Source organism: Sinorhizobium fredii USDA 205 (genome assembly GCF_001461695.1).
Lineage (GTDB): Bacteria > Pseudomonadota > Alphaproteobacteria > Rhizobiales > Rhizobiaceae > Sinorhizobium > Sinorhizobium fredii.
Window position 1 is genome coordinate 15,800 of the sequence record NZ_AUTC01000163.1, and the last position, 21,971, is coordinate 37,770.

General features: G+C 62.3%; 21 protein-coding genes and 1 tRNA gene. 11 read left to right on the forward strand and 11 right to left on the reverse strand.

All coding sequences use genetic code 11. The features are described 5' to 3' along the window. The first annotated feature begins 59 nt into the window (after positions 1–59). Positions 60–935 carry a TrmH family RNA methyltransferase gene (locus N181_RS23665; protein ID WP_014328054.1) on the forward strand — a complete coding sequence of 292 codons (876 nt, stop codon included), beginning with the start codon at positions 60–62 and terminating at the stop codon, positions 933–935. A 3-nt stretch (positions 936–938) separates the two neighbouring features. On the opposite strand, the gene N181_RS23670 is transcribed toward N181_RS23665, so the two are convergent. Both N181_RS23670 and N181_RS23675 read right to left on the reverse strand, forming a co-directional pair. After that, entirely contained in the window at positions 939–1,214 is a 276-nt protein-coding gene (locus tag N181_RS23670) for a hypothetical protein (protein WP_037401497.1), read from the reverse strand. 117 nt (positions 1,215–1,331) lie between these two features. Further along, entirely contained in the window at positions 1,332–1,952 is a 621-nt protein-coding gene (locus tag N181_RS23675; RefSeq protein ID WP_037401479.1) for an FMN-dependent NADH-azoreductase, read from the reverse strand. A 160-nt stretch (positions 1,953–2,112) separates the two neighbouring features. Between N181_RS23675 and N181_RS23680 the strand changes: the two genes are divergently transcribed. Continuing rightward, on the forward strand, positions 2,113–3,054 hold the full coding sequence (locus N181_RS23680) for a LysR family transcriptional regulator (RefSeq protein WP_037401480.1): 942 nt from the start codon (positions 2,113–2,115) through the stop codon (positions 3,052–3,054). Positions 3,055–3,122: 68 nt separating this feature from the next. On the opposite strand, the gene N181_RS23685 is transcribed toward N181_RS23680, so the two are convergent. Beyond that, a tRNA-Thr gene (locus N181_RS23685) sits at positions 3,123–3,198 on the reverse strand. Between the two features lie 155 nt (positions 3,199–3,353). Here N181_RS23685 and N181_RS23690 point away from each other — a divergent pair. Together N181_RS23690 and N181_RS23695 are read left to right on the forward strand one after the other, a co-directional pair. Continuing rightward, positions 3,354–4,124, forward strand: a complete 771-nt coding sequence (locus tag N181_RS23690; RefSeq protein WP_037401481.1) for an NAD kinase — start codon at positions 3,354–3,356, stop codon at positions 4,122–4,124. A gap of 67 nt (positions 4,125–4,191) precedes the next feature. Beyond that, entirely contained in the window at positions 4,192–4,680 is a 489-nt protein-coding gene (locus N181_RS23695; RefSeq protein ID WP_037401484.1) for a hypothetical protein, read from the forward strand. Positions 4,681–4,736: 56 nt separating this feature from the next. Here N181_RS23695 and prfB read toward each other — a convergent pair. The 3 genes from prfB to N181_RS23710 form a co-directional block, all read right to left on the reverse strand. Further along, positions 4,737–5,868, reverse strand: a protein-coding gene (gene prfB / locus N181_RS23700; RefSeq protein ID WP_100209475.1) for a peptide chain release factor 2 whose coding sequence is annotated in 2 segments (ribosomal slippage) — positions 4,737–5,798 and positions 5,800–5,868 — 1,131 coding nt in all. Because the reading frame shifts where the segments join, the coding sequence is not laid out codon by codon here. Between the two features lie 97 nt (positions 5,869–5,965). Next, positions 5,966–8,419: a penicillin-binding protein 1A gene (locus N181_RS23705; RefSeq protein WP_037437410.1), complete on the reverse strand. Its 2,454-nt coding sequence runs from the start codon at positions 8,417–8,419 to the stop codon at positions 5,966–5,968. Between the two features lie 326 nt (positions 8,420–8,745). Further along, positions 8,746–9,915, reverse strand: a complete 1,170-nt coding sequence (locus N181_RS23710; RefSeq protein ID WP_234885946.1) for an N-acetylmuramoyl-L-alanine amidase — start codon at positions 9,913–9,915, stop codon at positions 8,746–8,748. Between the two features lie 824 nt (positions 9,916–10,739). Here N181_RS23710 and N181_RS23720 point away from each other — a divergent pair. Next, a complete protein-coding gene (locus tag N181_RS23720; RefSeq protein ID WP_037401508.1) occupies positions 10,740–13,532 on the forward strand; it encodes an Rne/Rng family ribonuclease in 2,793 nt (930 codons plus the stop codon). Between the two features lie 92 nt (positions 13,533–13,624). On the opposite strand, the gene N181_RS23725 is transcribed toward N181_RS23720, so the two are convergent. After that, positions 13,625–14,782 carry a pyridoxal phosphate-dependent aminotransferase gene (locus N181_RS23725; RefSeq protein ID WP_080577799.1) on the reverse strand — a complete coding sequence of 386 codons (1,158 nt, stop codon included), beginning with the start codon at positions 14,780–14,782 and terminating at the stop codon, positions 13,625–13,627. 331 nt (positions 14,783–15,113) lie between these two features. Between N181_RS23725 and N181_RS23730 the strand changes: the two genes are divergently transcribed. The 5 genes from N181_RS23730 to aat all read left to right on the forward strand — a co-directional run bounded on the left by N181_RS23730 (position 15,114) and on the right by aat (position 18,933). Continuing rightward, the gene (locus N181_RS23730) at positions 15,114–15,881 is read left to right on the forward strand and encodes a DsbA family protein (protein WP_037401524.1); all 768 of its coding nucleotides are present in this window, start codon (positions 15,114–15,116) and stop codon (positions 15,879–15,881) included. Positions 15,882–16,010: 129 nt separating this feature from the next. Continuing rightward, the gene (gene aroQ / locus N181_RS23735; RefSeq protein ID WP_014328041.1) at positions 16,011–16,457 is read left to right on the forward strand and encodes a type II 3-dehydroquinate dehydratase; all 447 of its coding nucleotides are present in this window, start codon (positions 16,011–16,013) and stop codon (positions 16,455–16,457) included. Between the two features lie 23 nt (positions 16,458–16,480). Beyond that, the gene (gene accB, locus N181_RS23740) at positions 16,481–16,954 is read left to right on the forward strand and encodes an acetyl-CoA carboxylase biotin carboxyl carrier protein (protein ID WP_014328040.1); all 474 of its coding nucleotides are present in this window, start codon (positions 16,481–16,483) and stop codon (positions 16,952–16,954) included. A gap of 11 nt (positions 16,955–16,965) precedes the next feature. Further along, on the forward strand, positions 16,966–18,309 hold the full coding sequence (accC, locus tag N181_RS23745; RefSeq protein WP_037401512.1) for an acetyl-CoA carboxylase biotin carboxylase subunit: 1,344 nt from the start codon (positions 16,966–16,968) through the stop codon (positions 18,307–18,309). A gap of 9 nt (positions 18,310–18,318) precedes the next feature. Further along, positions 18,319–18,933: a leucyl/phenylalanyl-tRNA--protein transferase gene (aat, locus tag N181_RS23750; RefSeq protein WP_037401515.1), complete on the forward strand. Its 615-nt coding sequence runs from the start codon at positions 18,319–18,321 to the stop codon at positions 18,931–18,933. A gap of 20 nt (positions 18,934–18,953) precedes the next feature. Here aat and N181_RS23755 read toward each other — a convergent pair whose 3' ends face one another. From N181_RS23755 to N181_RS23765, 3 genes are all read right to left on the reverse strand, one after another. Next, complete coding sequence (locus N181_RS23755; protein WP_037401518.1) at positions 18,954–19,406, reverse strand: DUF2155 domain-containing protein; 453 nt, start codon at positions 19,404–19,406, stop codon at positions 18,954–18,956. A gap of 129 nt (positions 19,407–19,535) precedes the next feature. Further along, positions 19,536–19,931: an NADH:ubiquinone oxidoreductase subunit NDUFA12 gene (locus tag N181_RS23760; RefSeq protein ID WP_014328036.1), complete on the reverse strand. Its 396-nt coding sequence runs from the start codon at positions 19,929–19,931 to the stop codon at positions 19,536–19,538. Positions 19,932–20,039: 108 nt separating this feature from the next. After that, the gene (locus N181_RS23765) at positions 20,040–20,504 is read right to left on the reverse strand and encodes a GNAT family N-acetyltransferase (protein WP_037401526.1); all 465 of its coding nucleotides are present in this window, start codon (positions 20,502–20,504) and stop codon (positions 20,040–20,042) included. A 233-nt stretch (positions 20,505–20,737) separates the two neighbouring features. On the opposite strand from N181_RS23765, the gene N181_RS23770 reads away from it, so the two are divergent. Then, positions 20,738–21,418 (forward strand): redoxin domain-containing protein, encoded by a 681-nt coding sequence (locus N181_RS23770; RefSeq protein WP_014328034.1) that lies wholly within the window; start codon positions 20,738–20,740, stop codon positions 21,416–21,418. 50 nt (positions 21,419–21,468) lie between these two features. Here N181_RS23770 and N181_RS23775 read toward each other — a convergent pair whose 3' ends face one another. After that, positions 21,469–21,969 carry a GNAT family N-acetyltransferase gene (locus N181_RS23775; RefSeq protein ID WP_014328033.1) on the reverse strand — a complete coding sequence of 167 codons (501 nt, stop codon included), beginning with the start codon at positions 21,967–21,969 and terminating at the stop codon, positions 21,469–21,471. Positions 21,970–21,971 lie beyond the last annotated feature (2 nt).

Below are 21,971 nucleotides of genomic sequence, written 5' to 3' on the forward strand. Positions count from 1 at the left end.
ACGAGCACGGTTTTCCGAAACCATTTCCAAGACCGAACGAACCTCTCTATAAGACGCGCATGAGCAAGGACAAGAGCGGCGACAAGAGCGCCAAGGACAGCCACTACGCCACTCTCCGGCGCGCCCATCGCGACGCCCGCCGCGAGCGTGGCGAGATTCCGACACCCCGTCCCGACAAGCGCCGGAAGTTGCCGGCCGACTGGAAGCCGCCGGCGCTGGCGGCCGATGAGGTGCTTCTCTATGGCCTGCATACGGTTCGCGCCGCCCTGGACAATCCGGACCGCACCATCATTCGCCTCAGCGTAACGCAGAACGCGGCGGTGCGGCTGGAACTCGGCGATCTTTCGGCTCTCCCCTTCCCCGTCGAAACCGTCATGCCGCAGGATCTCGACCGGGCCCTCGGGCCGGATGCCATCCATCAGGGCGTCATGCTGGAGACGCGGCCGCTGCCGCATCGGAAGCTCGAGGCGCTCAGCGATTGCCCGTTGATCCTGCTGCTCGACCAGGTGACTGATCCACACAATGTCGGCGCCATCATGCGTTCGGCGGTCGCCTTCGAGGCCGGCGCGCTGATAACCACCATGCGCCACAGCCCGACGGAATCGGGCGTGCTCGCCAAGTCGGCCTCCGGCGCGCTGGAGCTCATTCCCTATATCCAGATCACCAATCTCGCCGACACGATCGAGGAACTGCACGGGCTCGGTTTCCAGACGATCGGCCTCGATTCGGAGGGGCCGCAACCGCTGGAGGACACCTTCTCGGGCGCGAAGATCGCTCTCGTGCTGGGGTCGGAGGGCAAGGGGCTGAGGCAGAAGACGCGACAGACCGTCACGTCGCTGGCCCGTCTCGACATGCCGGGCGCCATCAAATCGCTCAACGTTTCGAATGCCGCCGCGATCGCCATGTACGCAGCAAGGCAGCATCTGAAAGCCTGACGATTAGTGTATTGGAACGCTGGTCGTCGTGACCTGGGCCGTGGGGCAGCCGTCGCGGACCTTCTTCCAGGTCGTGACGTTGAGATCCATCTCGCAACGCGCCATGTAGGAAATGCCGCCGACGCGGATGCACGCGACCTGACCAAGCTCGTATTTCGCGCCGTCGCGGTTGCGGCAGGTGCAGCGCCGGTCCGGCGGGGACGCAGCCGCACTTTCGGCGACCATGGCGGCAGCCGCCAGCGACAAGGCCAAAACCTGCAAGGCGACAAGGCTTTTCATATCGACAGAATAGCGCAATTCCGGGCCAACTAGAAACGAAGAATGCCGGCCGCTTGCGCAACCGGCATTCTTCCGCAACAGGACCGGCATCTTTGTTGGAGCCGGCCGAATTGATGCTTAGCTCGCGAGCCGCAGAACGTTGCCCTCAGCGATCGTCTTTTCAGCTTCGGCAATGGCGAACTGCTTTTGGTCGGTACCAAGGTTCAGGCCCTCGGCACGGACGAATTCGACATCGGTGATCCCGAAGAAGCCGAAGACAGTGCGCAAATAGGCTTCCTGATGATCCATGGCCGCGGCTCGCCCAGCAGAGTAGTGCCCACCGCGCGTCGAGGCGACGATGACCTTCTTGCCCTTGGCGAGACCCTCCGGGCCGGCTTCGGTGTAGCGGAAGGTCTTGCCGGCGACGGCCAGGCGATCGATCCAGGCTTTCAGCTGGCTCGGGATCGAGAAGTTGTACATCGGCGCGCCGACGACGATCGTGTCGGCGGCAAGGAACTCGTCGAGCATCTGGCGGCCGGTCCGGACATCCGAAGCCAGCGCCGGATCTACGCCGTCGAGATCGGCGGGCGCCATGATCTGCGCGCCGGTCAAATGCTGCAGCCGCTCGGAGACGAGGTCGCGATAGATCACTTTCGCATCGGGCCGGTCGGCCTTGATCTGCGAGACGATCGCTGCCGTCAGGCGACGGGAAACCGAATGTTCTCCGAGAATGCCGGAGTCGATATGAAGGACGTTCATGGGAGGCACCTTTGTTTCGAGTTGCGGTGCACAACATATGATTTGAAAACAATCACCGGATAAGACGGCGAATAATTGACATTCCGTTTCCCGAGGGAAACAATTCAGGCAAACTAGAGCGAATGCGAGCGCCTCCTCGTCCGCTCTGATGGAGGCTCGGATGCATGACCTGAACGATATCGCCCTCTTTGCCGCCGTCGTGAAGAACAACGGCTTCAGCGCCGCCGCGCGCGACCTGAACATTCCAAAGTCCAAGCTCAGCAAGCATGTGGCGCGGCTGGAGGATCAGCTGGGCGTTCGCCTTCTCGAACGCTCGACGCGCAAACTGCGCGTGACCGAAATCGGTCGCGTTTTCTACGAACATGCCCAGGGATTGCTGGACGGCGTGGCGGCCGTGGAAGCGGAGATCGCCGCAGTGCGCGGCGAGCCGACCGGCGTCGTGCGGCTCGGCTGCCCGCTCGGCTTCACACCGATGCTCGCAGACATCCTTCCCGGTTTTCATCGCCGGTACCCGGGAGTCCGGCTACTGATCACAGCGACGAACCGGCGCCTCGACATGATCGAAGAGCGATTCGACGTGGCACTGCGGGCGCGCGACCAGCTCGACACCGACAGCCAACTGATCGTACGCAAGTTCGGCGAGGTGCGGCAACGGCTCGCCGCGAGCCCGACGCTTCTTGCCCGTCTCGGAGAGGTCACAACCTCCAACCTCTCCGAAATGCCGACGCTGTCGATGAACGAGCAACACGCGAATGACATTTGGCGCCTCTTTCACGCCGATGGAGGGTCGATGGAGATCGCACACCGGCCGGTGATCGGCTGCAGCGACTTTGTCATCCTCGAACGCGCCGCGATCGAAGGCATGGGGATCGCGATGCTACCGGACCACATCTGCGAGCGTGCCTTTCGCACCGGCGTGCTCGTCCCGGTGCTTCCCGAATGGACGTCCGGCAACGTCATGGTCCACCTCGTCTTCCCCTCACGCCAGGGCATGCTGCCGGCGACCCGCGCCTTGATCGACTACCTCGCCGAAAACCTGATCAAGGCCATGGAACGCTGCCGCGAGGTGGATCCGAGGCCGGCGCAGTCATTCGATATTTGAGGGAATCGCAAATCATCGATCGGCCGAGGCGGCATCGCGGCAGATTTACCGAAAAGCTTTGAGAGAAATGGTGCCCCCAGAGAGACTCGAACTCCCGACCTACTGATTACAAATCAGCCGCTCTACCAACTGAGCTATAAGGGCACGCTTCGACCACGGGAGTTAGCATATTCCTTCCCGGTGTAAAGCAAAAATGCGGCCCCCCTGAAAATTTCGGGTGCACTTGCCGCAGGGGCATGACAGAAAAATAGGCATGGTGCCGATCGCCGCGCCGCACGCAACAACAACGGACTGAATGCATGACCCAGTTCAGCACACTTGCCTTCATCGCCTCGACGGCCGACGAGGCGCAGAAGGCGGCGAAAGAGCTCAAGGCGATATACGGAGACCACGATCCGGAGCAGGCGGACGTGATCGTCGCGCTCGGCGGCGACGGTTTCATGCTGCACACGCTGCACAAGACGATGAACAGCGGCAAGCGCGTCTACGGCATGAATCGCGGCTCGGTCGGCTTCCTGATGAACCGCTACAGCACCGAGGACCTGCGCGAGCGCATCGCCAGTGCAGTCGACAACGCATTTCACCCCCTGGAAATGCGCACGGTCGACGTCAACGGCAATGCATTCACCGCGCTCGCGATCAACGAGGTCTATCTTTTCCGGCAGTCCTACCAAGCCGCCAAGCTCAAGGTCATCGTCGACGGCAAGGTGCGGCTCGATGAACTGACCTGCGACGGGCTGCTGCTCGCGACGCCGGCGGGCTCGACCGCATACAACCTCTCCGCGCATGGCCCGATCCTGCCGCTTGAGGCCCCTCTTCTCGCGCTGACCCCGGTCAGCCCTTTCCGGCCGCGGCGCTGGCGCGGCGCGCTGCTTCCCAATCGCGTCACCGTCGAGATCGAGATCCTCGAGGCCGAAAAGCGGCCGGTCAACGCTGTCGCGGATCACCAGGAGGTCAAGTCGGTCGGCCGGGTGCAGATCGCCGAGTCGGAAAAGCTGACGGCCCGCATCCTGTCCGATCCGGACCACTCCTGGTCCGACCGGATTCTCGCCGAACAGTTCTCCAACTGAAATCACCCGATATGGTAGTCTGCAGAAGCGGTTGTCATCCAAAGCCGCCTGCGAGGGATTGTTGACGATGCACAAGCCCCTGTTGATCGCGCTTTGCCTGGTTCTGGCCGCCGCCGCTGCACGGGCGCAGGAAAGCGAAATCGTCCCCTCGAACGTCACCTTCGTGACGAGTACGGGCTATTGGGAGAACGGCTCGGTTGCGGCACCGTCGGACGATCCGACCGGCAGCGCGCAAGAATCCAAAGCCGCACAGCGCGGCTATTACAAGCTGATTGCCGTACGGCAGGCGGACGGAACCGCAAGCATCCATCTCCAGCAAATCGCCGTGACGTCAGCCGGCCCCGAGGTGGTCTCCTCCGCCGAACTCGAGGAATTCGCGGCGATGAAGCCGTTCGTCACCGACATTCGTCCCGAAAGCTCGACGGGCATCACCCGGCAGCCGGGAATGCACGCGACGGTCTATCTGAAGACGGACCCGTCCGCCACCGAACCGGAATCCTGGACGGTGCTGATCGACGAAGTCGGCGATATCAAGATCGAGCGCGCCACCAACTGAACCTCAAAAGAAAACGGCCGGGGAGCCCGGCCGTGATCCCTATTTTTCGGGGAGAATCAGTTTAGGTCGTCAACGACTGCGTCCGCTCCGCCGCTGACGCGGTGGGCAAGCGCCGCCTCCATGAACTCGTTGAGCTCGCCGTCGAGCACATCGCCCGGGCTCGTGCTTTCGACGCCTGTCCTCAGGTCCTTCACCAGCTGGTAGGGCTGTAGGACATAGGAGCGGATCTGGTGCCCCCAGCCGATGTCGGTCTTCGACGCCGCTTCGGCATTGGCCGCGTCCTCGCGCTTCTTGAGCTCGGCTTCATAGAGCCGGGCGCGCAGCATGTCCCAAGCCTTGGCGCGGTTCTTGTGCTGCGAACGCTCCTGCTGGCACTGCACGACGATGCCGCTCGGCATGTGCGTGATGCGCACCGCTGAATCGGTCGTGTTGACGTGCTGACCGCCGGCGCCCGACGACCGGTAGGTATCGATGCGGCAATCGCCTTCGTTGATGTCGATCTGGATCGAATCGTCGACGACCGGATAGACCCAGATGGACGAGAACGAGGTGTGACGGCGGGCGTTGCTGTCATAGGGCGAGATGCGGACGAGTCGATGGACGCCCGATTCCGTCTTCAGCCAGCCATAGGCGTTGTGGCCCTTGACGAGCAGCGTCGCCGACTTGATGCCGGCCTCTTCCCCATCCTGGATTTCCATGAGCTCCACCTTGTAGCCCTGGCGCTCCGCCCAGCGGGAATACATGCGAAGCAGCATGTTCGCCCAGTCCTGGCTTTCGGTGCCGCCGGCGCCGGAGTGGACTTCGAGATAGGTGTCGTTCTGGTCCGCCTCGCCCGAAAGCATGGCCTCGACCTGCTTCTTCGCAGCCTCGTTGTGCAGCTGCCGGAGCGCTTCCTCGGCCTCGGTGACGATGGCCGAATCGCCTTCCTCTTCGCCGAGTTCGATGAGCTCGATGTTGTCGCTGAGCTGCTGCTCGAAACGGCGCAGCCCGGTGATGCTGTCGTCGAGCTGCTGGCGCTCGCGCATCAGTTTCTGCGCCTCGCCGGCATCGTTCCAGAGCGCTGGATCTTCCGCCCTGTTGTTCAACCAGTCCAGTCGTCTTACCGCCTGGTCCCAGTCAAAGATGCCTCCTCAGCAGGCTTATGGCCTGCTTGATTTCGTCAACAATGTTCTCGATTTCGCTGCGCATGGTCCTGCTTCTTGATGTGGCTTTTCAGAATGTGAGGGTCAAATAGCGATGCCCGCCGCCGATGTAAAGGCGACGGGCATCGTCCTGAAGATAAGGCTCAGAAGAGGCCGTTCGAGCCGGAGGTCACGGCCTGGTTGGCCTGCGGGGAGTTCCTCAGAATCTCCTCCGGCGGCGCGTATTCGTCGAGGTCGCCGATGACCGAGAAGGTTTCGGCCGGACCGGTCCCCGGCTTGAAGGCTTCGATGATCGTGTCCGGTTCGCCTTCTACCGCTGCCATGCCGGTCTTCCGGTTGACCGGGATGAGGCTCATGCCTTCCGGAACCACGAATTTGCCGGGCTGCGTGCCCTTGACGGCTTCCTGCATGAAGGCATTGAAGATCGGTGCCGAGAGGCTGCCGCCCGTCGCACCGCGGCCGAGCGGCGCCGGATCGTCGAAGCCTAGATAGAGACCGGCGACGAGATCTGGCGTATAGCCGACGAACCAGGCGTCCTTCTCGTCGTTGGTCGTGCCGGTCTTGCCGGCGACGGGGCGATCCAGCTGAATCTTGCCGGCGGCCGTACCCCGCGCGATCACGCCTTCCATCATCGAGGTGATCTGGAAGGAGGTCATCGGATCGAGGACCTGCTGACGGTTGTCGGTCAGGACCGGCTCTTCCTGCTCGGCCCAATCGTCGGCGTTGCAGTTGTCGCAGGTGCGGTCCTCGTGGCGGAAAATCGTCTTGCCGTAGCGGTCCTGGATGCGGTCGATCAGCGACGGTTTGATCTGCTTGCCGCCATTGGCAATAACCGCATAGGCCGACACCATGCGCAGCACGGTGGTCTCGCCGGAGCCGAGCGACATGGAAAGAAGCGGCGGCATCTTGTCGTAGATGCCGAAGCGCTCGGCATATTCGGCGACGAGGTTCATGCCCATGTCGTTGGCGAGCCGCACGGTCATCAGGTTACGGGACTTTTCAATGCCGAGGCGCAGCGTCGAAGGTCCGGCGGAGCCGCCGCCATAGTTTTCCGGGCGCCACACCTGACCGCCGGCAACAATCTCGATCGGCGCATCGAGAATGACCGAGGCGGGGGTATAGCCGTTGTCGAGGGCAGCCGCATAGACGAAGGGTTTGAAGGAGGAGCCGGGCTGGCGCATCGCCTGCGTGGCGCGGTTGAACTCCGACTGGCCATAGGAGAAGCCGCCGACCATCGCCAGCACACGGCCCGTATGCGGATCCATCGCCACCAGGCCGCCCTGAACCTTCGGCGGCTGGCGAAGCCGATACTGCCCCTGTGTCTTGAGCGGCTCGACATAGACGACATCGCCGGGGCCGACCGCCCCCTCGGGGGACTTCGCCGTCTTGCGCTGGCCGCCGGCGGAGCGATAGGCCCATTTCATGTTCTCTGCGGAAATGTATCCGGTGACGCGTTCCGCAACGATCTTGCCGGATGCTTCCTTCGCCGGCTGGATGCCGATTTCGGCGCCTTCGCCGTCGACCGCAAGTACGACTGCAAGTTTCCACTCCGGTACGTCGTTCAGGGCCGGGACCTTGCTCAAAGGCTCGCCCCAATCGCCGCCGATCTCAATCGTCTTGACCGGTCCGTGAAAACCGCGGCGCTCGTCATAGGTCAACAGCCCATCCTGCAGCGCCTTGCGGGCGATGATCTGCAGGTGCGGATCGAGCGACGTGCGCACCGAAAGACCGCCTTCATAAAGGGCATTGTCGCCATATTTCTGGATGATCTGCCGACGGACTTCTTCGGCGAAGTAGTCCGAGGCGAAAAGATGGGCACCGCCGCGCCGCGGCGTGACGCCGAGAGGCTGTTTCTTCGCCTCCTCGCCATCCGGCTTGGTGACGTAGCCGTTTTCGACCATGCGATCGATCACCCAGTTGCGGCGCTCGATCGCCGCTTCGGTCTTGCGGAACGGGTGATAGTTGGCCGGTCCTTTCGGCAGGGCAGCGAGATAGGCGGCCTCGGCAACCGTCAGTTCCGTGACGGACTTGTCGAAATAGGTGAGCGACGCACCGGCAACGCCATAGGAATTCAGCCCGAAGAAGATCTCGTTCAGATAGAGTTCGAGAATGCGATCCTTGGTGTAGGCCTGCTCGATGCGGAAGGAGAGGATCGCCTCCTTGATCTTGCGGTCGATCGTCTGATCGGCGGTCAGCAGGAAGTTCTTCGCCACCTGCTGGGTGATCGTCGAGGCACCGACCGGGCGCCGGCCCGAGCCAAAATTCTGGACGTTGACGGCGATGGCGCGGGCGAGGCCGGTGACGTCGACGCCCGGATGCTTGTAGAAATTCTTGTCCTCGGCGGAGATGAAGGCCGCCTTGACGCGATCCGGTATGGCCTGGATCGGCAGATAGAGGCGGCGCTCGCGCGCATATTCGGCAATCAGCGCCCCGTTTCCGGCATGAAAGCGCGTCGTGACCGGCGGCGCATATTTGGCCAGCACCTCATAGTCGGGCAGATCCTTGGTGATCGCGCCCAAATAGATCGCGATAACCGCAGCGGCACCGAGCAGCAGAAACGCACCAATGCCGAAAAAATATCCTATCAGTCTGATCATCAGCCAGATACCGGTACCTTATTGTCCCATTGCCGGGTCGCCATTCGCAGGACCCCACTGTCGCAAGCCAAGAGCCCGCGCCAAACGCTTTCGTCGGAAATCGCCTGGCACGACGCTACACGCTTCGCGGGTTCCCTCATATGGCGAGGAAACTCAAGCTTCAACATCGTTTCCCAACAAATTCGGGACGCCCTTTCCCCAAAGGCCCGGATTGTGAGTAAAATAGGGCTGGCTTTCGGTTATACTGTGCGCATCTCGCTGAAAAGCATATCGCTGTTACGCCGGCGACACAAATCACTTCCCGCTCCCGCTGGGGAGGCCGCCGCTCATCCGCCGTTCGCCACCGCCGTCTGGCGATAACGTCGAACGGCAACGGCCAGCAGTTCCGAAACCTTCTTGCGCCACGCCGGATCGAGCAATTGCTTCTCGTCGTCCTTGTTCGACATGAAGCCGAGTTCGAGCAAGACCGAAGGAATATCCGGCGCCTGCAGGACGCGGAAGCCGGCATGGCGATGGGGATTGTTGATCAGCCCGATCTGTCCTTCGAAGGAGGAGATGACGCTGCGCGCCAGATTGACCGAAAAGGCCTGGGTTTCGCGGCGGGTGAGATCGATGAGGATGTCGGCTACCTCCGCCGGTTCGCTTTCCAGCGGTATGCCGGCGATCTCATCGGAAAGGTTTTCACGCGCCGCCAGATCGGCCGCGAGGTGGTCGGACGCCTTGTCGGAGATCGTGTAGACCGTGGCGCCGCGGATGTCCTTCTGCTTCAGCGTATCGGCATGGACCGAAATGAATAGGTTGGCGCCTTTCTGCCGGGCGATCTGGACACGTTGCGGCAAGGACAAGAACTCGTCGCCGTCCCGTGTCAGAAAGGCTTCGATGCCGGCCTCACGGTTGAGCGTCGCCACGAGATCGCGCGCAAAGGCGAGCGTGACGTGCTTCTCCTGCGTCTTGGTGACGATGCCGATCGCGCCGGTGTCAATGCCGCCGTGGCCGGCATCAATGGCAACGACGAATGCGCCCGGAGCCCTTGCCGGCGCAAGGGCCGGACGGTCGGTCTTGGCGGCGCGCACCGTTCCCGTCCACTGCTGATCGCCGAGAAGCTTGTCGAAGCGGGCTCGGTCGATCTTCTCCGCATCGACAATGAGGCGGAAGCCCTTGCCGTCTTCCTCCGGCTTCACTTCCGCATGGGTCACTTCCGTCGGCCCCTTGGCGGACAGCACCAGCCGCGAGGCTCCCTCCCCCATCCCGCCATAGCGGATGGCGTCGAAGAGGCCTCGTGGCTCCAGGCTCTCAGGTTTCAGGCCAAAGGACGTCTCCGGCAGGTCGATGATGACGCGAACCGGATTTGCGACGTAGTGAATGGAGAATTCGGGGCTGCGGTCGAATTCGATCACGAGACGCGTGCGTGCATCGTCGCCGGCGACTCGTGCGCCATAAGCCAATAGCGGCGCGGCCCCGTCGGCTGCCCTCGCGGCGGGCAACGGGACAGCCATCGTCGCCACCAGCACGGCAATCACACACACGGCACGACGCGCCAGCCGCTTCGCCTGCGGCCAATGCAGCTCTGTTGCGCAAGGCTTCACCCGGGCTCCCCCATCGTCATTCGAGTTCCGGCGCAAGGCCCCAGGGAGCCGCGACCATCGCTACCCACCAATGAACCTTCATGGTTAACCGAACCTTGACGCAGCGCCGCCAAAAGCGACGAATGCGGCATGGTTCGGAACCGATGCAATGCTCACCGAACACCGGATTTCACCCGGGCAAGCGAATCGATCAATATTGTGGCGGCAAAGGCTTTTCCCTTGCCAATGTGACATAGAAAACATAAAAGCGTCACAAGGAGAAAGTGTTGACGGGATAGAATCGTCGGCCGGGCAGCCGGAGCTTTGAGAGGCTTGGCGCCAGCGAAGTGATCGAGCCGGAACAGCCGGTTGCAACCGTATCATGCTTCCGCGGCCGCAGGTGTTCATCCGCCGTCGCTGCATTTCCTCCCGTACACTGGATCGCAATTTCCGGCGGTGGCCGGAGTTCTTGATGGTGATTTTCACCGAATGCCCGCAAGCGGGCGTATTCATCGGGCCTCCCCTTGAGGCCCAGGACATTGGCATTCTTGTTTGGTCTTTGATGTGACTCAGCAGTATCGGTCAGGAGTAAAGAGGCCCCGGGACGAAATCGTTCCGGCTGCCGTCTGGCTGCTGCACCCTCACCTGCACCAAACAGGACCTTTCACATCCGGCGCAGTTTCCGACGTGTTCGACAGCCTTCCAAGCGAAGTGCCTCTGTCTGCCGTTGCTCTGCGCCGAGGAGCAGAGCTTAGATGGCAGAGAAAATGCTTATCGATGCGTCCCACTCAGAGGAGACGCGCGTCGTTGTCGTTCGCGGGAACCGCATAGAAGAATTCGATTTCGAATCGGAACATAAGAAGCAAATCCGCGGCAATATCTATCTGGCGAAGGTGACCAGAGTGGAGCCGTCGCTCCAGGCGGCCTTCGTGGACTATGGCGGCAATCGCCACGGCTTTCTGGCCTTTGCCGAAATTCACCCCGACTACTACCAGATCCCCCTCGCCGATCGTCAGGCGCTCTTGAAGGCCGAAGCCGAGGAGGCTCGCCGCGAGGACGACATCGAGCCGGTCGAAACCGCAAGCGACCAGGCCGCGGCGCCAACGAGAGACGAAGCGCCGGCAGAAGCCCAACCCGCGGAGACGACCGAGACGCCCGAACCGGCAATGGAAGCCAAGGCAGAGGAAGCCAAGGCCGAGAAGCCCAAGGCCAAGCCGAAGCGCACGCGTCGGGCGAAAGCCAAGACCAGCGAACAAAAAGAAGAAGCGCCGGCCGACGCCGAGGCCAGCGAAGATGGCAGCAGCGGCGAAATGGCCGCAATGGTCGATGTCGACTCGATTTCCGAGGACGTCGACGCACGCCGCCGCCGCGACGACGATGATGACGACGATGACGACGGTCATGACGGCGAGAAGGAAGTCATCGAGTCCGTCGGCGCCGAAGACGCGATGGAAGAAGTTCCGGACCGCCAGATCCGCAAGCCTCGCAAACAGTATCGCATCCAGGAAGTGATCAAGCGCCGGCAGATCATTCTTGTTCAGGTCGCCAAGGAAGAACGCGGCAACAAGGGCGCCGCGCTCACCACCTATCTTTCGCTGGCCGGCCGCTATTCGGTGCTGATGCCGAACACGGCGCGCGGCGGCGGCATCTCCCGCAAGATCACCAACCTGCAGGACCGCAAGCGCCTCAAGGAGATCGCCCGCGGCCTCGACGTGCCGCAGGGCATGGGCGTGATCCTGCGCACGGCCGGTGCGAACCGCACCAAGGTCGAGGTCAAACGCGACTTCGAATATCTCATGCGCCTGTGGGAGAACGTCCGCACGCTCACATTGAACTCGACCGCCCCCTGCCTCGTCTATGAGGAAGGCAGCCTGATCAAGCGCTCGATCCGCGATCTCTACAACAAGGATATCAGCGAGATCATCGTTTCCGGCGAAGAGGGATACAAGGAAGCCAAGGGCTTCATGAAGATGCTGATGCCGAGCCACGCGAAGGTCGTGCAGCCCTATCGCGACGTGCATCCGATCTTCTCGCGTTCGGGTATCGAAGCCCAGCTCGATCGCATGCTGCAGCCGCAAGTGACGCTGAAATCGGGCGGCTACATCATCATCAACCAGACCGAAGCGCTTGTTTCGATCGACGTGAACTCCGGACGCTCCACCCGCGAGCATTCGATCGAGGACACCGCTCTCCAGACCAACCTGGAGGCGGCCGAGGAAGTCGCGCGGCAGCTGCGTCTTCGCGACCTCGCCGGCCTTGTGGTCATCGACTTCATCGACATGGAAGAAAAGCGCAACAACCGCGCCGTCGAAAAGAAGCTCAAGGACTGCCTGAAGAACGACCGGGCGCGCATCCAGGTCGGCCGCATCTCGCATTTCGGCCTGCTTGAAATGTCGCGCCAGCGCATCCGCGCCTCGGTGCTCGAAAGCACGATGCAGTCCTGCCCGCATTGCAACGGCACCGGTCATGTCCGCTCGCAGTCTTCCGTCGCATTGCATGTCCTGCGCGGCATCGAGGAGCATCTTCTCAAGAACACCACGCACGACATCACGGTGCGCACGATCCCGGAGATCGCGCTTTACCTGCTCAATCAGAAGCGCGGTACGATCACCGACTATGAACGGCGCTTCGGCGTCTCCATCATTATCGAAGCCGATGCCCATGTGGGCGCGCAGCACTTCGCGATCGACCGGGGCGAACCGGTCGAGAATCCGGTGAAGATCGAACAGCTCCTGCATTTCGTGCCTGAACCCGAGGATGACGAAGAAGACGTCGTCGTCGAGGAAGATCTGGACGAGGAAGAAGCGGAAGAAATCACCGCCGAACGCCGGGAACAGCCTAAGGCACAGCCGTCCGACGATCAGGGCGGGCGCAAGCGCAAGCGTCGTCGCCGCCGCCGCGGCAAGGGCGCAGGCCAGACGCCGGACTCGGTCGGGGCCGAGGCCGGAGACACGGCCGATGGTGCGGATGACGAAGCCGATGAGTCCGAGGACGAAGGCGAGGCCCAGGACGGCGTAACGGCAGACGGCGACCAGAAGCGCAAGCGTCGCCGTCGCGGCAAGCGGGGCGGCCGCCGCAACCGCGAAGCCGAAGGCGATGCCGGTCTCGCGACGGACGCCGGTGGAGAGTCGGCTGATGCCGAGGAAGTGGCGGAAACTGAAGAGCCGGATTTTGCCGCAGCCGCGGCCGTCGAGCACGCCGTGGATGCCGCTTCGGCGGAAGCCGAAGTCCCGGCCGTGGAAGCAGCAAAGCCGGCAAAGCCGAAGCGCAGCCGAAAGAAGGCCGTCGCGGTCGAGGCACCCGCGGAAAGTGCCGACACGGCCGCCGTACAGGCCATCGAAGCACAGCCGGACGAAACCATTCCTGCTGCGGTGGAGGAAGCGGTCGCGGACCTGGAGGCTGCCAAGCCGGCGCGCTCGAACCGCGATCTGACGACGATTGCCTCCGAGCCCGTCGTGACCTCGAATGTCGCCAAGGGCGAGAGCAACGAAGAAGAGCAGGCCAAGCCGAAAAAAGGCGGCTGGTGGCAGCGTCGCGGCTTTTTCTAAGAAAGCACTGACTTACCAAACGAAAGGCCCGGAGGTATCCGGGCCTTTTTTGTTTGTGATCGCCTATTGGCCGGCGCAGTCTGGAAGGCCCGCTATTTCAACCAGTGCGCAATGCGATCCATCGCTTCAGCCATCTCGGCGCCCGAACCCGCATAGGAAAAACGGATGGTGCGGTGTCCCTCGAGCGGATCAAAGTCGAAGCCGGGTGTTGCGGCGACGTTGATCTCCGCGAGCATGCGGCGGGCGAAGGCTATGCTGTCGTTGGTGAAGCGGCTGGCGTCCACATAGGCATAGAAGGCGCCGTCCATCGGCGAGGCGATCGAAAAGCCGATCTCGGGCAGGCGCTTCAGCAGAAGATCACGGTTGGCGGCATAGGCTCGCTTGTAACCGTCCAGTTCCTGATGCGCGCCGAGAGCCGCCTCCGCGGCAATCTGCGAAAGCTCCGGCGGCGAGATGTAGAGGCTCTGGGCGATGCGCTCGAAGACACGGATCTGATCTTCCGGCAGCACCATCCAGCCGATGCGCCAGCCGGTCATGCAATAATATTTCGAGAACGAGTTGATGACGATGGCGTCGTCGGCGATCTCCAGCGCCGAGGTCTCTTCGCCCGCGAAGGTTAGCCCGTGATAGATCTCATCGGAGATGAAGGCGATCGATTGGGCACGGCAATAGTCGGCAAGCGCCTTCAGACGCGCCTTATCCGTGACGGTGCCGGTCGGGTTTGCCGGACTGGCGAGAAGCACGCCCTTCAACGGTTTGCCGGCTTGCGCCGCCGCCCGCTCCAGGCTTTCGGGCGTGAGCGTGAAGCCGGTTTCCGCATTTGCTTCGATCTCGACCACGCTCAAGCCGAGTGCGGCCATGATGTTGCGATAGGCGGGATAGCCGGGTCGGGCGATGGCAACGCAGTCGCCCGGATCGAAGAGAGCCAGGAAGGCCAGATTGAAGCCCGCCGACGAACCGGTGGTGACGGCGATCCGCTGCGGATCAAGCGTGATCCCGTGGCGGCTCTGATAGTGGGCGGCGATCGCCCGCTTCAGGGAGAGGGTGCCGAGGGCGTCGGTATAGCCAAGGCGGCCATGCTCCAGCGCCCGCCGCGCCGCCTCGCGTGCGGCCTTCGGGGCGGGATGGGCCGGCTGGCCGACCGCCATCGAGATGACCGGATGGCCGGCATCGCGACGCCGCGTCGCCTCCGCCAGGACGTCCATGGCATGGAACGGTTCGACGGCGCTGCGTTTCGACATCTGTGCCAATGGCTGATCCTCACAAGTTGGCTGGCGTCCCGCCCCTTTGCCCGATCGCTTTATCCTTCACAAGTATGGGAGCGCCGCAATTCGGCCGATTTTGCCGTTTCGTTTCGCGCCCGCGCACCCTATGCTCGCACCGATGGCAGGCTCGCTCCTGCATGTCTCCTTAAATCGACCCCGATTTGAGGACAAAGACATGCAGCAATTCAAAGTGCTACAGCGACCTTTGCGCGTCTGATAAGACGTGCGGCGCTGTAGCGCCGTTGCCTTCGAAGATGCGTTGACGCGGCAGTGCGAAATGGGCGACAGACAGGTACGAGAAGACAACGAGGGAATGATGACGCTCAAGAAGAAGATGATTGCCGCCGGAACGCTGATTGCGCTTTCAGCCGGCATCGCCCTACCCGAGCCGGCGGCGGCGCTCGACCCGAAACAGAAGGAAGAGATCGGCGCCTTCATCAAGGAATATCTCCTCGCCAATCCGGAGATCATGCTGGAAGTGCAGGAAGCGCTGTCCGCCAAGCAGCGCGCCAAGCAGCAGGAAGCCTCGCAGGCCGCGATCGCAAAAAACGAGAAGGCGATCTTCAATTCCGCCTACGACGTGACCCTCGGCAATCCCAAGGGCGACGTCACGATCGTCGAGTTCTTCGACTACAATTGCGGCTACTGCAAGCGGGCGCTCTCGGACATGGATGAGATCATAGCCCAGGACAAGAACGTGCGCTTCGTTCTGAAGGAGCTCCCCATCCTCGGCCCCGATTCGCTCGCCGCTCACAAGGTCAGCGCCGCGTTCCGCTCGGTCGCACCGGAAAAGTACGGTGATTTCCACCGCGCGCTGCTCGGCGCCGAAGATCGAGCAACGGAGGAAACGGCGATCGCCGTTGCCGCCAAGCTCGGGGTGACCGAAGAGCAATTGCGCGAGAAAATGGAGGACGACCCGAACGACGCCTCGGTGCGCGAAGCCTACATGCTCGCCAACGATCTCGGCATCACCGGTACGCCTTCCTATGTGATCGGCAACGAGGCGGTCTACGGCGCCGTCGGCGCCGCCGAGATCACCGGGAAGGTCGCCAATCTGCGTGAATGCGGCAAGACGGCCTGCTGACGCGTCAACACCGTTCTCGCCTTCAATGAGCCATGACTTGTGGACAAATCCCCCGCACAGCCGGGGGGCTTTCCCTCGCGGAACCATCGGTCTATAGGTAACCCTCCCTTCATCGGACCGGAACCCCTTATGTCCTCGACGATTTTTGTGCTGAATGGCCCGAACCTGAATGCCCTCGGCAAGCGCGAACCAGGCATTTACGGCGGCCAGACCTTGGCCGACATCGAGGCGATGTGCAAAGCGGAGGGGAAGCTCCTGGGCTTCGACGTCGATTTTCGCCAATCGAATGTGGAAGGCGTGCTGGTCGACTGGCTGCACGAGGCGGGTGAAAAGGCCGCCGGCGTCGCCATCAATCCGGCCGCCTATGGCCACACGTCGATTGCCATGCATGATGCCATTCGCGCGATCGCCGTCCCCGTCGTCGAACTGCATCTTTCCAACATTCACGCGCGAGAGGAATTCCGCCACAAGTCGATGATCGCGCCGGCCGTCAAGGGCGTGATCTGCGGCTTCGGCGCGCAGAGTTACATTCTGGCGCTGCATGCGCTAAAGAACCTGACAAACACGTCGAAATAAGAAGTACACGAGGCTCATATCCCATGGCTGACAAGAAACCGGGTATCGATCAGGCGCTGATCCGCGATCTCGCCAATATCCTCAAGGATACCGACCTGACCGAGATCGAAGTGGAACAGGACGATCTGCGCATCCGCGTCTCGCGCAACGGCACGCCTGTCGCGATGCCGATGCAGGCGATGCCCGCCTACCAAATGCATCCGGCAATGTCGGCGGCACCTGCCCCGGTCGCCGCTCCCGCGGCCGAAGGCGGCCATAACGCAAAGAACGCGGTAACGGCGCCGATGGTCGGCACCTGCTATCTCTCCCCGGCCCCGGGCGCCCGCCCGTTTATCGAGGTCGGTGCGACAGTCAAGGAAGGCCAGACGATCCTGATCATCGAGGCCATGAAGACGATGAACCAGATTCCGGCCCCGCGCTCAGGCAAGGTGACGGAAATTCTCGTGCAGGACGCCGCCCCGGTCGAATATGGCGAACCTCTGATCGTGATCGAATAAGGCGCGTGGCGATGATCTCGAAAATCCTCATTGCCAATCGCGGCGAAATCGCCCTGCGCGTGCTGCGCGCCTGCAAGGAACTCGGCATCGCGACCGTTGCCGTGCACTCGACGGCAGACAGCGACGCCATGCATGTGCGGCTCGCGGACGAGAGCGTCTGCATCGGTCCGCCGCCGTCGCGCGATAGCTACCTGAACATCCATCAGATCGTCGCCGCCTGTGAGATCACCGGCGCTGATGCGGTACATCCGGGTTACGGCTTTCTTTCGGAAAACGCCAAGTTCGCCGATATCCTCGAGGCGCACGGCATCACCTTCATCGGCCCGACGGCCGAGCACATCCGCCTGATGGGCGACAAGATCACCGCCAAGAAGACCGCGGAAGAGCTCGGCATCCCCGTTGTCCCCGGCTCCGACGGCGAAGTGAAGCCCGAGAACGCGCTGAAGGTCGCCCGCGAGATCGGCTTCCCGGTGCTGATCAAGGCAACGGCCGGCGGCGGCGGGCGCGGCATGAAGGTCGCCAGAACCGAAGAAGATCTCGAGAATGCCGTCGCAACGGCGCGCGCCGAGGCGGCCGCCGCCTTCGGCAACGACGCGGTCTACATGGAGAAATTCCTCGGAAAGCCGCGCCATATCGAAATCCAGATCGTCGGCGACGGTGAAGGCAATGCCATCCATCTCGGCGAACGCGACTGCTCGCTGCAGCGCCGCCACCAGAAGGTCTGGGAAGAAGCTAATTCCCCGGCGCTCAACGTCGAGCAGCGCATGAAGATCGGCCAGGTCTGCGCCGACGCGATGAAGAAGATGAAATATCGCGGCGCCGGCACGATCGAGTTCCTCTACGAGAACGGCGAGTTCTATTTCATCGAGATGAACACGCGCCTGCAGGTCGAGCATCCGATCACCGAAGCGATCACCGGCATCGACCTGGTGCACGAGCAGATCCGCGTGGCATCGGGCGCCGGCCTCTCGGTCAAGCAGGAAGACGTCGTCTTCTCCGGTCATGCCATCGAATGCCGCATCAATGCCGAGGATCCGCGCACCTTCGTCCCCTCCCCGGGCACGATTACGCATTTCCACGCGCCCGGCGGCCTCGGCGTGCGCGTCGATAGTGGCGCCTATCAGGGCTATCGCATTCCGCCCTATTATGACAGCCTGATCGGCAAGCTGATCGTCCATGGGCGGACGCGCGTCGAATGCATGATGCGACTGCGCCGCGTGCTCGACGAGTTTGTCATCGATGGCATCAAGACGACGTTGCCGCTTTTCCAGGAACTGATAAATAATCAGGATATCGCCAACGGTGATTACGATATCCACTGGCTGGAGCACCATCTGGCCGCAACGTCCGCATAGGGTAAGAGATTGAAAGGATCGCGCAGCAAACAACCGGAAATCACCCCGGACATGTTGTTGCGTGCCTATTCCATCGGCCTGTTTCCAATGGCTGATTCGGCCAACGATCCAGAGCTCTTCTGGGTCGAGCCGGAGATCCGCGGCGTCCTCCCGCTGGATCGATTTCACGTCTCCCACAGCCTGGCCAAGAGAATTCGCAGGCGCCCGTTCGAGATCCGCTTCGATACGGCCTTCGAGGCGGTCATCGAGGGGTGCGCGAAGCCCGCACCCGGTCGGCCGACCACCTGGATCAACGACAAGATCCGCTCTCTCTACGCGGCATTGCACCGCATGGGCTATGCCCACAGTGTCGAGGCCTGGGAGAACGACAGGCTCGTCGGTGGCCTCTATGGCGTCTCGCTGGGAGCGGCCTTCTTCGGCGAGAGCATGTTCTCGCTGCGGACCGATGCCTCGAAAATCTGTCTCGTCCATCTCGTCGAGCGGCTTCGCGCCCGGCACTTCCAGCTGCTCGACACGCAATTCACCACCGAGCACCTGAAATCCTTCGGCGCTGTCGACGTGCCGAAGGCCGAGTACGACCTGTTGCTTGCCAGGGCGATCGCCTCGCCGAATCTTGAATTCTAGTCTGGCAAGAAGATGGCGGCCTACTGCTTCGCGGCCGTATCCGGCGGGGGAACGTCGGAGGTCGGCTTGCAGGACTGCAGCCAGACGTCATAGACGGGATGCTCGACGGCGTTGAGGCCCGGGCTGTCGGCGAACATCCAGCCGGTGAAGATGCGTCGGATCTTGCGGTCGAGCGTGATCTCGTCGACATCCACGAAGGTGGTGGTCTTCGGCGCCTCTGTCTCGTCACGGCTGTAGCAGACGTGCGGGGTCACCTGCAGAGCGCCGAACTGCACTGTCTCGCCGATATAGACGTCGAAGGTGGTGATGCGGCCGGTGATCTTGTCGATACCGGAAAAAACGGCGACGGCGTTGGAGAGGCGCGTCGCGCGTGCCGGCTCGACGGCGGAGATCAATGGCAGGGCCAGAAGAAGCGCCAGACCGGTGTGCCGGGCCGTCCGGCCGATCAAATTCCGCAGACAGAAATCTGCCATTCCCGCCAATCCCCTGCGATGCTGTTTGTTCTGGATAGCCCCTCAGGCGCTAAACCCGAAATGTGGCTGCGCCGTGATCGATCCTCATAAGTTGAGGTGAGAAGAACGATCGGCCTGCCTGCGTTGCGATCAGGAGCGCGGCGTCCAGGCGTCGTAGTCGCCGGTCACGCGCGGGCGCCGGCCTGCATTGGCCAGCGAACCTTTCGGCCGGTAGGCGTTCGGCGTGCCGGTCGGGTTGGCCCGATGCGGCTGCTGCCATTCGCGTGCTTCATATTTTTCGTCAGCAGGAGACACGTCGGTGCGGTGATGCATCCACCCGTGCCAACCGGCCGGAATGGCAGACGCCTCGGCCGGGCCATTGTAGATCACCCAGCGGCGCGTCCGGCCCTCGGAATCCTTGCCGCCCTGATAGTAGACGTTGCCGAACTCGTCTTCACCGACGCGCTGGCCATTACGCCAGGTGTGAAAGCGCGTACCGATCGTCTGTCCGTTCCACCAGGTGAAAATCTGCAGCAGGAGCTTCATGGGTATCGTCCTTTACCGGCCGATGGGAGGCAGCCGGATAACAAAATCTCGCTCCCGCTTATGCCGCGCCACTTTTGCCTTGTCCAGTGTTTCCGCCTGAACACGCGGTCATTTCACCCGCATCTTGAAGCCGAAGTGGCTGCGCTCGAAACCGAGGCGTTCATAGAAACGATGCGCGTCGAAGCGCGCCGCATTGGAGGTGAGCCGCACTTTCGCCGCACCCTTTTCCTGCGCTTCGGCAATGGCGTGGTGGACCATGCGCTCGCCAATGCCGCGGCCACGCATGTCCTCGCGGGTCTGAACGGCTTCTATCACCAGGCTGGAACTGCCGCGCCCCGGCAGCGAAGTCGATATCGCCGTCTGGAATGTGCCCACAACCTCGCCACCGTGGCAGGCGACATAGAGCGTCTGGTGGACCGAGGCGCTAATCTTCTCGAAAGCCGCAAGATAGTCGCCGAATGCTTCCGGTCCAGTCGAATCGCCGTGCCCGCCGACTTCATCATTGGCAAAAAGGGCGATGATCGCAGGTAAATCGCGGCGCTCGGCTTGGCGGATTTCAAGATCGATCGTCATTGTCGTTTCCATGCCATTATCCGTCCTCACCCACATCAACGATAAGAGGCGACAGTATTGTGACAAAGGTCAGGTAAGATGCGTTCCCGCCGTTCGGGGCAGACCCGTGGTATTCTGTACCTTGTAGATAGAGTGAAGATGCCATTTCCGGTACAGTGCCGGGCCTTGGAGAACGTCGGTGAAGCATTCAAGAAATCCGCTGATCTCGTGAACAACCCTCAAAGGAATATGCCATGGGAGACCAAAGGCGTCCGCTGCAGCCAGGAGAGGCCGCGCCCTCCTTCGCGCTTCCCGCAGCCAACCGAGAAGGAATGGTCTCTCTCGCCAATTTGCATGGCCGCCCGTTCCTGATCGGCTTTTTTCGCGGGCTGCATTGCCCGTTCTGCCGGCGTCAGGTGGAACAGCTTGCCGGCGTGCAGACTGCCCTGCGCGCCGACGGAATAGAGACGCTTGCCGTGATCAACACGCCGTTGGAGCGCGCCCGCCTGTATTACCGCCACCGGCCGACGCCGGTCATGCTTCTGTGCGACCCGGATTGCAGCACACACCGAGCCTTCGGCGTACCATATGGCGAGTTCCTTCCCGAGGGCAGCAACGAGCAGCCCGAATGGCCCTATCGTTCAGCGATGGCGCAATTCGAGGCGGCTCGCATCAACCCTACCGGCGAGTTCCCGCAACCCTTGCAGCCTATGGAAGCCAACGTCGTACTCAACGCCAGGGACGGATTCGAGCTTGACGAAGCCGACAATGCGATCCTGGCAAACCACGCCACGCAGCTCGTCGGGCACTTCCTGGTCGATGCGGCCGGCGTGATCGGCTGGGCGCAAATCGAGGCGCGCGACAGTCCGGACAGCCTTTGCGTCTTCCCGACCGCGACAGAGATCCTCGCCGCCGCCGGCGGGCTTCGCCGGTGATCCACATCGGCCATTTTCCGAACCCGCCGCAAGAGCTCCTGAGCGGCAGCCTAGCGGATGAGGCGCTTTTCCAGGATGAGTGCCGGGATGCCCGATTGTTCGTCTCCGCAATTCGGCGTCGTTCCGACCTCTGAGAACCCGTGCGCCTGATAAAAGGCCAGCGCGTGAAGGTTCTGCGGCTCGACCTCGAGCCGCATGCGCTCCGCGTCCGGAAAGCAGGTTTCGAGTTCGGCGAACATGTCGCGGCCGATGCCCTGCCGCTGGAACTTGGGCAGGACGTAGAGCTGATGAAGGATGACGGTCTTAGGAAACGTGTCCGACATGGCCGCAAAGCCCATGCCGGCGATTTCCTTGCCGTTGTCCGCGACGACGAATTCCGCGTTCTTGCGTTGCAGCCGAGCCCTCAGGGCATCGAGCGAATGCCACTTAGCCGTCAGCTCGTCGACCTTGCCGATGCCGTGGTAGCTGTCGTAGGTCGCGTGCCAGGTCGCGACGAGCAGAGCGCGCACTTTTTCGAGGTCGCGCTCGCCTGCCGTGCGGACGAAGAACATCG